The organism is Paenibacillus sp. FSL R5-0744 (genome assembly GCF_037972555.1).
In the GTDB taxonomy this organism is placed as follows: Bacteria; Bacillota; Bacilli; order Paenibacillales; family Paenibacillaceae; genus Paenibacillus_AQ.
Genome location: NZ_CP150228.1, coordinates 5,876,300 through 5,888,800 on the forward strand (window position 1 = coordinate 5,876,300; position 12,501 = coordinate 5,888,800).

A 12,501-nucleotide genomic window follows, 5' to 3' on the forward strand; every position below is an offset into this window, starting at 1 on the left:
TATTATGCTAACACAATTGGATATTGTTGTGAATTCATAATTTTCCCTTCTTTTGCTTGAAACAGTACTTTTAAATCTGGTAAAAGCATAAAAAAACGACGTATCCAGACTTTCAGACACATCGAGTTCAGTATGTTTTTAGTTAATAAGCTACCTTCGAACTAAGGTTGTTCTCGTGATTGATTAACCATTCTTTTCTTGCAATGCCGCCGCCGTAGCCCCCTAATTCACCGTTACTATTGATCACTCGATGACATGGAACCAAGATCGATAATTGATTCGCTCCATTAGCCCTTGCTACAGCGCGGCAAGCCGAAGGGTTGTTTATATTCTCTGCAAGCTCCTTGTAAGAGACCGTCTGGCCTACAGGAATTCTTCGAAGTTCATTCCATACATTTTGTTGAAAATCAGATCCAAGATAACGAATCGGCGTTCTGAATTCTGTAAGTTTTCCTTCGAAATAAAGACTTAATTCCTCTTCAATTTGCTCTAGCACCGGTACCTTTTCAGGCAAAAGAGTTGCATTCAAGCGAGTACGTAATTTCTTAATTTCGTTCTCAAGTCCCTTTCGATCCACAAATTCCAGCAGTAAAAGGCACTCTTCATCTGAGATCGCAAGCATAGACCCTAATATCGTTTCTATCCAGGTACAGTACAGCACTTTAATCTGCTTAGAGTGATTCGGGACCGTTCCCATCGTTCTTGAAAAAGCATCCCTAAACCCATTACTCGAATCATACCCGCTGTCCAGTTGTACGTTTATGATAGAATCCCCATTCCTGATGTGCTTGAATGCCAGCCCTAAACGTCTAGAACGTGCATATTCAATAAAGGTCATTCCGAATTGCTTCTTAAATTGTCTGCGTGCAGTATTTGCACTAATCGACAGCTCATCAAAATCTTTATCTGTCCATTTCCTTTCCGGATTACGCTCTATAGCTTCAACAAGAAGCTTTACTTCTGAGGACATTTTCGTGGGATTGGACAAAGGCTGGCATCTTTTACACGGTCGATATGAAGCTAATAAGGCTTCTTTGGCTGTTGCGAAAAACTCACAGTTTTCTTTATATGGCTTTTTAGCCGGACAAGTTGGCCTGCACATGATGCCTGTTGTCTTTACGCCGACAAAAAATACACCTTCATAATTAGAGTTTTTTTCGACTAACATCTCATAATATTTATCGATTTGCTGTTTATTAGTGATCATAGTGTCGTTAGCTCATTTCTGAATAATGTACAGGTATCTGCAGAATAGCCCGAGCATCTTCTTGAAGATTATGCTGTGCTTGAAAGTAACTATACGGTCCATAGCTAATTCTTTTTACGCCAAGCTCTTGCAATTCAACATTTGAAATCATACCATCCATTACCATAACATTTACAGGCAGTGGTGACTTTTGCACAAATTGTTCTATAAAACTTTGCTCAGTCAACCCCGGAATAAAAATCCCGTCTGCCCCAGCCTCAGCATAAGCATAGGTACGTTCTATAGCTTCATTTACTAGACCCAGCGAATGCTTCGTTTTTTTGAAAAAGAGATCGGTTCTGGCGTTAATAAACACGTTCTTCTGAAGCTTGGCTGCTACTTGCTGTATAGTTCGAATACGATGACTTTGTTCCTCGATTGCCCATAATTCATCATTCGGATGATTCACCTTTTGATCCTCGAAATTGATCCCACATATATCTAATTGGAATAATTGTTCTATGTTATTGGCTAAGGACTCTACATCTACAGCATACCCACCTTCAATATCTACCGTCAATGGCACAGATACATGTTCTGCTATTCTCGTAACAGCCCACAGTAGCTGCTCAAATGAGAGCTGTTCACCATCCGAATACCCCCATGCATCCGCCATAGCGAAGCTGCTTGTGGCTATAGCCTTTGAACCGGCTTTTTCTATCGTTTTAGCCGAAGCTACATCCCAGCAGTTATATAGCATTAGCGGATTTTCTTGATCGTGCAAAGACTTAAAATAGTCATAGTCATTTCTGTTCATCAGTGGTCATCTCCATTAAATAGAATAGCACCACTATATAATAGACAATGATTCGCCATACCAGAAAAATTAACACCAATCTTTTTTCGCAAAAAAAACACCGATTGATGATCTCATCCTATAAGGACCTGATCATACCATCGATGTTAGTATACAGTTTAAAGTTCTACCTTACGGAGTGATGGTTTGGAGGAAGGTTTAGGTGACTTTTTCCCTGTTCGCATCGGTATGATTTGTGGTGCAGCAATTCCGATCAGAACAACGAAAATTCCAACCCAGCGAAGTAGGGATACTTCTTCTTGCAGGACTAACACGGAGGCTACAACAGCTGCCGGCAACTCCGCCGCACCAAGAATCGTTCCCAGACCTGATCCCAGTTTCGGAACACCAATAGAAAAGAAAAGCACAGGAATAACTATGCCAAGCAACCCTAAAGGAAGACCATACTTCCAAAGTCCATCTGTAAGTGCTCCGTCATAAATAAAGGAAGGGGAAAAAACAACCATAATAATAATCATTGCACTTGTAGTCATATACAAGCTTTTATTCACAGCAGGTACCTGAGTAGCTACTCTTCCACTAACAAAAATATAAAAGGCAAACGACACCGCAGACATCAAACCGAAAACAATACCACTCGTAGTCATTTCGCCTACACTAGGTTCTAGAATCCCCCCAGCTAATATGGTTCCTATCAGAAGGATAACCATTGAAATTATTTTCTCTCGACTAGGCCATTTTCTATCTACAACAGCCTCCAGAATCACACCAATCCAAGTAAATTGGAATAAGAGAACGATCGCAATCGAAGCAGGTAATTGTTCAACGGCAAACCCATAGAAAATACCCGTCATACTAATGGTAATCCCCGCGCCTAATAACGAAGCACCTACTTTTAACCCGAGTTTTTTTCGGGAAAATAATACAACTAACAAGAGCAGCATGCACCATCCAAAAAAGTATTGCGACCCGACCAGTTGCTGCATTCTAAATCCATCGTTCATTCCAAGCTTGACGATCGTAGACAGCGATCCATAACTACATGCTCCTATAAATACTAGTAAAGCATATTTGAGTAACTTCATATTCATCGTAATCTTCTTTCCTTTCTGTTGAACCATCCTATTGAACCGTCCAAATCACATAATAAAGCCCCTTGTCATCGAAATGACAAGGGGCGACTGAAACCAAAGAATACATCTTTGACAAAATTCCGCCACTCCATCCACTGGATAGAGTTTGGTTTATTTACTTATAACAATACGAATTATAATATGATAAATCACACAGGGTGTCAACTTGAAATGTTTACAATAACTTTATTTCGGTTATATTTCAAACTCTTCTGTTGAATTTGAAAGACCACCATTCTGTACACCACTATTATTGGCTACAGCAAGAACATACACCTTATATTTGACACCTTTAACAATTGAATCTCCGTTTACATCCCTTGTCGCAGTGAATATTGAAGGATTCGTCCCGTTAGGGGTTACAGACGTATAATACGAAGATCTCACCTCAATAGCATCAGCAGAACCAAACCCTTGTTTGGAAGGAACCACCAATACTCGATATTCAGAAATATTGGACTCATTGGCTGATTTGACGAAGCTAATCAGGATTCTGCCATTGTCCTCTTTATACGTTACATTGGTTACAGAGATCACTGGGCTCTTAGTCGTAGACAACGTAATGACCGATGACTCCCAGGACAAAGCATTTGGACCGGCATAATTCCCACTACCAATAGATAGCACATATACTTTATAGCTGGTTCCATCTTTAATCAAATTGCCTCGTACGTCTCTGGCTGAGGATTCTAATACTTGACTGGTACTGTTGCCTGATGTACTTACCGAAGTGTAGTTAGAACTGGATATATTATTCGCTTCGGATAGGCTAAAGCTGCTGTAATAGGACGTAGGCACCACCATAATTCGGTATTGGCTAATGTTCGTTTCATCTGTGGCATGGCTAAACGACACCTTTAAATCCCGGCCATCGCCATAGTCATTTACATCGCTGACACTCAAGTTTGTAACGGCTTTTACGCTAGAATCATTCAACAACGTAATGACCGATGAAGCGGATGAGAGCACATTCGAATCCCAATAAATCCCGCTTCCGATGGTTAACACATATACTCTATAGCTAGTTCCATTCTTTATCGAAGCTCCGAGAACGTCTCTAGTTGACGAATTCAATACCTGACTGGTAGAAGACCCAGATGTACTCACCGATGTATAGTTGCTACTTGATACATTACTCGCTTCAGCTAAACTAAAACTACTATAATAGGATGTGGGTACTACCATAATCCGATACTGGCTAATATAGGTTTCGTCCGTCGGATGAGTGAAGGACACTCTCAAATCTCGGCCATCACCATAGTCGTTAACGTCACTGACACTCAAGTTTGAGACGATACTCACACTAGAATCATTCAACAACGTAATGACCGATGAAGGTGACGAAAGCACATTGCCAGTATTACTGCTTCCAATAGATAAAATATATACTTTATAGTTGACTCCATTCTTTATCAAAGCTCCACGTACATCTCTGGTTGATGAAGTCAATACTTGATTGGTTGTAGTACCTGTTGTACTCACTGCTGTATAGTAGGCACTGGATATATTATTGGCTTCAGCTAAACTAAAGCTACTGTAATATGACGTCGGAACTACCAGGATACGATACTGGCTAATATAGGTTTCGTCCGTCGCATGAGTAAATGACACCCTCAAATCTCGGCCATCATTATAGTTGTTAACGTCGCTAACACTTAAGTTAGAAACCCCTATGTTGGACAGCGTAATTGCAGATGAAACAGAAGATAATACATTATTTGCTGCATTACTGCTATCAATCGCCATGACAAACACTCTGTAGTTCACGCCAGTTTTAACAAGAGCTCCGTCCACATCTCTGGCTCCTGAAGATAAAATTTGCGTGATATTATTTCCCGTCTTGCTGACTAACGTGTAATTAGCACTGGTCACATTATTTGCTGTAGCTAAATTAAAATTCGAATAATTAGTAGCTTTGACAACAAATATCCGATAAGAACTTACCTTCGACTCATCTGACAGCTTATTGAAGCTTACCGATAAATCTCTTCCATCTCCATAATCGCTTATATCATTTACTTGTACATTATTTATTGCCGCTACAGTCTTATTCACTAGTGTCATAGTGGAGGATCCACTAGAAAGTGCACTGGCGTTACTTCCTTTGCCAACCGTCAAGACATAAGCCACATACGCTTGATTACTCTTAATTGAATCACCATCAACAGTCCTCGAAGCAGAAGTCAATTGAATCGAAGGATTAGTACCTGTTGGTAATACCGTAGAATAATTGTAAGAGGTTATCGTTTGTGCGGACGACAAGTTGAGAATATTCCCTGATTTCACAATCAAAACACGGTAATGATCCACTAGTGATTCATTTGCCGCTCGAGTGAAACTAACCTGAAGATCACGACCATCACCGAAATCACTCACATCCTGCGCTACTACGTTGGATACTGGGCCTGCATTTCCAACGTTAGAGGCTGAAGTCGTTATAGTTACAACTTGCGTCTTGGGGTTCCATCCTACTTCATGGCCCAGTGCTTCACTGACGAACCTGGTTGGGACCATCGTTCTCCCCTTCAGATTCAAACCAGGCACGTCTAGAGTTACAGCCTTATTGTTAATGGTGGCGGTCTTTGAGCCAATCTTTAACATAATCGTTGTATCATCTTTAGTTGCAGTTACAGTTTGTGCTTTTTGATTCCACTTGATGGTGGCATTAAAGGCTTCAAAAATAGCCCGCAACGGCACCATCGTCCGCCCATTCACCATCACCGGTGCTTGATCTGTAGACAATCGAACCCCGTCAATAATAATACTGATCGGAGTAGCAGCCTTTACAGATGATTGAAACATCATCGGAAAGACTACTAAAACTACTAAAATTGAAATCCATAACTTCTTCACAGATCCACCCTCCTGGAATGACGAATACATTTTTTACCTACTCATCTGACGCTTCTAAGTATATAAAAGTTTCATGATTTATAGGTTACAAAAAAATAATCTAGACACCCATCAATCCATGATGAAAGACGAGCTAAGCACTCAGAGAAATAAAAAAGAGAGAGCAGTATTACCACTCTCTCCCCAAGGGTTACACCTTTCTGACTTGCGACCGATACATTAAAAATAGGAAATACGGAGCTCCGATCAACATTATTATAAGACCCGATGGAATTTCTTTCGGCGCCATAATGGTTCTTCCCAGCGTATCCGCAATCACGAGCATCAATCCGCCAAGTAATCCTGACAGAACAATAGATCGTCTCGTGTGATGCCCAATCATCATCCGTACAGCATGCGGCGCCATAAGTCCGAGAAACCCAATGGTTCCTACACTTGCAACGGCTCCCGCTGCAAGCATCACACCGATAATCATCGCCCAAAGCCGAGTTCCGCGAACGGGCAAGCCCAGACCTGTTGAACTCTCATCGCCAAATGCTAGTAAATCGAATCTACGTCCTAAATAATAAGCAAAAGGAACGAGTACAATCAGGAAGATAAACAAGCTATTAAATTGATTCCAGCTTCGTCCGTAAGTCGAACCCGTTAACCAAATTAAGGAGCTGCTGCTCCATAAACTGCCCTTGACGATCATGACCTGTATTCCCGCAGAAGCAATTGCTGATACTGCAATTCCAAGCAGGATAAGGACAGATGGATTCAAGGCTCTACGCCATGCCATAACAAACACAAAGGCTGCAGCCAAAGCACCACCCGCAATTGCTGCAATAGGGACTGCTAATACCGTCAATGCCGGAAAAGCGACCATTACGGTTAACGCCCCCAATCCAGCACCCGAGGTCACACCAATAATGGAGGCGTCAGCCAGCGGATTTCGGACAGCGCTTTGAATCAAGACACCGCTAATGGCAAGCGCGATACCGCCTCCAGCCGCAACGAGTGTACGCGGAAGCCGTAAATTCAGCAGGACGGAATAAGATCCATCTCCGCTGTGGATAAGACTGCTCAGTAGCTCGCTAATCGGTATTCTCGTTCCCCCAAGTGACAAACTCACAAGGATAACCGCAACGAGCAGTACGGTCATGGTTATCACCGCCGGAACAAAGCGCATCCGAAGCGCAGTTCCACCTATATTCATAGATGACTGACCTGAGCCTGAACCCGATATATTTTTCATCTTGGTGAGCACCAGCCATATGAGCCAAGGCGCTCCAATAATCGCCATAACCGCCCCAACTGGCATCTCACCTACACTGCTACGAACCATACGCGCAAGCGTATCCGCTGCCGTAATGAGCAGTGCTCCCCACAGCGCACTTGCAGGAATGAGCAGGTGATGCTTTCGAATACCGCTAAGCCGAACCAGATGAGGAGCCACCAGACCCACAAATCCGATCGGACCGACCACGCTGACCACGACCGCAGCCAACAATACAGATAAACCTAGACCTAACCCCCGTGCCAATCCAACACGTTGCCCGAGTGAACGAGCAGTGGACTCATCAAGCTCCAACGCGTCAAACTGCCTACCTGCGAGCATAGCTGCTATTAGCAATGGAATAACAAAAGGCCAGGCATACTTAACACCGTCCCAATCTAGCTGAATCAGTGAGCCGGAGCCCCATAAAAATAGGTTTTGCGTTTCGTTCTTGTTAAAAATATGTAGGGCCGATGTAAACGCGCCGAGAACCATAGACACGATCATACCTGACAAAGCTAATCGGACAGGCGTGGCCCCCTTACCACCACTCAACAAATAGGCAGCCAGTGCAGCAAGCAGCCCCCCTGCTACTGCAAGCAAAAATGGGAACTCATGCTGCAAAGCTGGAAAAGTAACCATTCCAAGGACAACCATAAAATAAGCTCCGGCATTAATCCCCAATGTATCTGAAGAAGCAAGCGGATTCTTCGTTATCGTTTGCAATAATGCTCCAGCCGCAGCTAGAGCGGCCCCAGCCAGTAGGCCAATTACCGTACGCGGCATCCGGATATCCCAGAGCAGATTATGTTCCATCACATCCTGGCGATTTAGCAATCCCTCCAATACCGTAGCTGCAGGAATTTTGGCTTCGCCGAAGCCTAGGCTTAGAATGGACAGAACAAAGAGGACGGCAAGGCCGCCCCCAAATATTCCAATGATTCGCCAAGTCATTCCACTTGAGGCTTCTTTGCTGCTCTTCCCGTTCATAAAAGCACTCATTTCGTTAATGTATTTACTACTTCATCCACGATAACTTTGGAGGAAATCGGACCGCCAAACACCCAAGTAGTACTGCTCAATCCGAAGGTACGATTTTCTTTCACAAAGTTAAGGCCGTTCCACACGGAGTTATCCTTCAGTTCTTTCGTGAAAATATTATCATCCTTCTGAACGATATACATCAGGTTAGTATCCTGAACAGCCGGCAATGCTTCAACTGTTGATGTAGTGAAGCCGTAAACTTCGAATTTTTCGGGTTTCCAGTCGTTCTTTAGACCAATTCGATCCAACGTTTGAACAGCCAGTGAGTTGTCTGTAAAGAGACGTAATGTTGCTGCATTCTGATAGCTGTAAGCTTGCGTCAGCACGTAATTCAAGCCTTCTTTACCTGCTTCAGCCAGCTTTGCCTTCGCTTCCGCATAATGTGCATCCAGCTCAGCAAGAACCTTGTCGCCTTCCGCAGTTTTACCTACAGCCGCTGCAATCGTTTTGAAAGTATCTTCCATCAACGTATACTGATTGCCTTGTCCTTCTTCCGGATACAGACCGAAAATCAGTGTTGGAGCGATGCCTTTTAATTGATCATAAATTCCTTCGTGTCCACCCGTATTCGCAATAATCAAATCCGGCTTTAATGAAGCAATGGTCTCTAGATCCGGCTCGTCGCGTGAACCAACATCCGTTACGCTTGCATCGAGTGGCACTTCAGAAGTTACATATAACTTGTAGTTTTCGTTATCGGCATTCCCCACCGGCTGCATTCCGAGCGCAATAATATCTTCCGTAAATGTCCACTCCAGAACTACAACCTTTTGCGCAGGCTTATCCAGCTTAACCTCGCCTTTAGAATCTTTTAATACGATCGGACCGCTTGTAGAATCACTACTTGCGTTTTCAGAAGCTGGTTTGTCATTTGCTCCCGCGTTTGATGTTGAATTATTCTTTTGGTTAGTACCACAGCCCGATACTACCAATATGATAGCAATAACCATAAATAAACTAATTAACCTTTTGTGCATTCTCTTTATCCCCCTGTATATAACGCTCGAAGTTATATTCTATGATAATTGTTATCATTCTATTGATAATGATTATCATAGATAACATAATAGTTATCTTATACGTGATTCCACCGAAAGTCAAAGTTAAAATTTAATATAGCTGGACTTTTTTCTAAAAAAAAATCCTAATAAATCAAGGGCTTCCTTGATCATTAGGATGTTTGCTACTCCATTTTTTGGTTTGTAATTCTTTCAATGTGTATGGTAAGATACAGCATTTCATCATTTGTTAATTCACGATTGTATGTTTTATCAATATAGATTTTTATTTTCTCAACGCTGGCGAAAGCTTCTTTGTATTGCTCCTTCACTAAATTAAATAGGCCATTCTCATTATCCGGCGGTGGAGTGCCGTTGATGAGACGTTGGGCAAAAAATTTCAAGTGAGTGATAAACCGATAATAAGCGAGGGACTCCTCATCATACTCTAGTCTAAAATGATGCTTCACTATATTTAAGATGTCATTCATAATCTTCGTAATATTGACCATATTCATTCAGTTCAGCATTCACCAGATGGAGAGCAATATGTCCAGCTTCATCCTCGGGAAGCATAATGCCAAACTTTGAATGAATAATTTGAAGTGCAGCTTTCCCAACCTCATATTCTTCCTTATAGAACTTTTTGATCTCCCAAAGCATGGCGTTTTTAATCTTCATCCCTTTTGAGAATCGCTCTAACGCAAAGCTGATATGATCGGTCAGACTGATGTAGATACTATCATCCAGCATTTTACCTAGTTGCAGCTTGGCGAAATTGATAATCTCTTCTGAAAGCTCCATATGCTCTATTGGAATCTCAGAAAGCAGTGTTTTTAGCTTATCTGAAAGCTTTTGATTGCTTAAAGTGAAGATCTTTTCAATTTTGTCTTCTTCTAGATAGTCCCCTTGTTTTTTCTTAAAGGCAAGTCCTCTTCCCATGACTACCAGTTCAAAATTAAGATCATCTATGACAGTAACAACATTGTTGTTTAACACTTTTTCGATCCGCATATGGCAACCCCTTGCACCAAAAATTAAAAAAGGCAAAACCAAAAGTAACCATTAAAAAATGGCTAAACTTCGGGTTTTGCCTGCACGACCAGTAACAATCCACAATTATTAATTAATAAAAATCATACCATGGACTTATTTAATCGACAAGCATCTAGCAATCCTTTCCATTATGCGCAACTAGCTATATTTTTATTATGTTTTTCATAAAAAATCGACCTCTCAGCATCCATACTAAGAGATCGATTTCATTTTAATTCTTATGGCCAGCCACTAAATCAAACGACAACAGACATCAAATCTTCCCCCGGAGTGATCGCTGCTTTCTTGGTGCCAATGACGTCACTATAGTTAGCTGTATTGGTAATAATGATTGGCGTTGTGCTTTGATAGCCTTCATTTTTTATTTGTTCGAGATCAAATTCAATCAGTAGGTCACCCTGTTTAACCGTTGCTCCTTCTTCCACTTTCACATCAAAGTATTTCCCTTTTAACTTCACAGTTTCTATACCGATATGGATCAGGACTTCAACGCCATCATCCGATACGACTGCAATACAATGACCTGTTCTGAAAATGGTGGATACAACCCCACTTACCGGGGAGTACAGCTTACCTTCTGAAGGTTCGATTGCCATCCCCTTGCCCATTGCTTCAGAAGCAAATGCAGCATCATCTACTGAGGATAAAGGGATTACGTTACCAGCTAGAGGACTTACAATAGTTGTACTTTTCACAGCGTGTGGGAGAATAACTTCGCTCTTTTCAGTATTCGTCTTTTCTTCTACACCATTCGATGTTTCTTCCACAGCATTCGCTTTCTTTTTGTCTTCAAAACCAAAGAACATCGTAATCACCGTAGCCAATATAATCGTCCCAAGAGCTATGATCGCTTGAATAGCCAAAGGATTGAATGCTGGAAGACTTAATACGCTCACAAATGCGAATACTTCCATTTTTACGCCAGCAAGACCCGACATTGCTCCACCTAGACCACCGGCAATGGATACATAAATAAAAGTCCGTTTGTAACGTGTCAACAATCCGTAAATAATAGGTTCAGTTACGCCTGAGAGCGCGCCAGGTAAAAAGGTACTTCCGGCCAATGTTTTCAACTTTTTGTCTTTTGTTTTCAAGAAAATCCCTAAAGCTACACCAAGTTGGGCGAAAATAGCCATACCTGCCATTGCATAGATCGGATCTCCACCCTTAGCAATGTTTTCAAGAATAATCGGAACGAGTCCCCAGTGCAAACCGAGCACGGTCAGGTACGTCCAGGAAATCCCCACAATTGCACCCGTAATAATACCACTCTTACTGCTGAGAAACACAATAGCGTCTCCGATTAAGTTCCCTACATTCACTCCAAACGGTCCGAAAACCAAAATGGTTAAAGGAACAATTAACATCAAACATAACATAGGTACCAAGAACAATTGTAAATCCTTGTGTATAAATTTTCTTAGTTGCTTATCTAGTAAAGCATATATACAGATGGCGATGAAAATCGGAAAAACGCTCGATGAATAATCCGACATTACTAAAGGAATACCTAGAAAATGTGGAGATTCAACACTGGCTAATCCCGTAATATTAGGTTCGAGTAAGGCCGCACCGATAGCGCCCCCTACATAAGCATTTACACCAAGTCTAATCGATAACGTAATGCCTAGGAAAATTGGCAGAAAGTAAAACACAGCATTACTAGCGCCGGCTAATACTTTGTAAGTCTCTCCATCCGCCGCTAAAACATTTAACGAAGTCAGTACAGTTAATAGCGCTTTCAACATACCCGCACCCGCTAAGGCACCAATTAAAGGCGAGAAGCTTCTAGAAATCACATCAAAAATCAGGGTTCCTATAGGTTTCTTAACCGTATTATCGCCAGAATTACTACTAGGGGATATGGATTTGCTTATCTCTTTATAAACATCAGCAACATGGGTACCCACAATAACTTGGAATTGTCCCCCTTTGCTAACTGCACCAATAATCCCTTCCATTTTATCCAGCTTTTCTTTATCAATTTTCTGTTCATCATTAAGCGTGAATCTTAGTCGAGTAGCACAGTGAATTACGTTGTTAATATTTTTCTCTCCACCGACAGATTGAATGATGTCTTTACCCAGCTGTTCATAACTCATTATCCTACACCCCTTTGGTAACCGATTTATTAATCAATCGAGAAGGAATGAACG

The 12,501-nt window shown here is 41.7% G+C and carries 7 protein-coding genes and 1 pseudogene; all 8 read right to left on the reverse strand.

Annotated elements, in window-relative coordinates; translation table 11 throughout:
- Positions 1–142 precede the first annotated feature (142 nt).
- The 8 genes and pseudogenes from MKY19_RS25885 to MKY19_RS25920 all read right to left on the reverse strand — a co-directional run bounded on the left by MKY19_RS25885 (position 143) and on the right by MKY19_RS25920 (position 12,447).
- Positions 143–1,207 carry a trifunctional transcriptional activator/DNA repair protein Ada/methylated-DNA--[protein]-cysteine S-methyltransferase gene (locus tag MKY19_RS25885; RefSeq protein ID WP_339798558.1) on the reverse strand — a complete coding sequence of 355 codons (1,065 nt, stop codon included), beginning with the start codon at positions 1,205–1,207 and terminating at the stop codon, positions 143–145.
- 7 nt (positions 1,208–1,214) lie between these two features.
- Entirely contained in the window at positions 1,215–2,003 is a 789-nt protein-coding gene (locus MKY19_RS25890; RefSeq protein WP_339798560.1) for an isocitrate lyase/phosphoenolpyruvate mutase family protein, read from the reverse strand.
- 158 nt (positions 2,004–2,161) lie between these two features.
- A complete protein-coding gene (locus MKY19_RS25895; protein WP_042194515.1) occupies positions 2,162–3,088 on the reverse strand; it encodes a DMT family transporter in 927 nt (308 codons plus the stop codon).
- 243 nt (positions 3,089–3,331) lie between these two features.
- Positions 3,332–5,989 (reverse strand): copper amine oxidase N-terminal domain-containing protein, encoded by a 2,658-nt coding sequence (locus MKY19_RS25900; protein ID WP_339798562.1) that lies wholly within the window; start codon positions 5,987–5,989, stop codon positions 3,332–3,334.
- A gap of 190 nt (positions 5,990–6,179) precedes the next feature.
- On the reverse strand, positions 6,180–8,249 hold the full coding sequence (locus MKY19_RS25905) for an iron ABC transporter permease (protein ID WP_339267135.1): 2,070 nt from the start codon (positions 8,247–8,249) through the stop codon (positions 6,180–6,182).
- The gene (locus MKY19_RS25910) at positions 8,246–9,268 is read right to left on the reverse strand and encodes an iron-siderophore ABC transporter substrate-binding protein (RefSeq protein ID WP_339798564.1); all 1,023 of its coding nucleotides are present in this window, start codon (positions 9,266–9,268) and stop codon (positions 8,246–8,248) included. Before MKY19_RS25910 ends, MKY19_RS25905 begins: the two co-directional genes overlap by 4 nt.
- Positions 9,269–9,474: 206 nt before the next feature.
- Positions 9,475–10,303: pseudogene (locus MKY19_RS25915) on the reverse strand (PRD domain-containing protein).
- Positions 10,304–10,581: 278 nt separating this feature from the next.
- Positions 10,582–12,447, reverse strand: coding sequence for a beta-glucoside-specific PTS transporter subunit IIABC (locus tag MKY19_RS25920; protein ID WP_339798566.1), 1,866 nt, complete (start codon positions 12,445–12,447; stop codon positions 10,582–10,584).
- Positions 12,448–12,501: the final 54 nt, after the last annotated feature.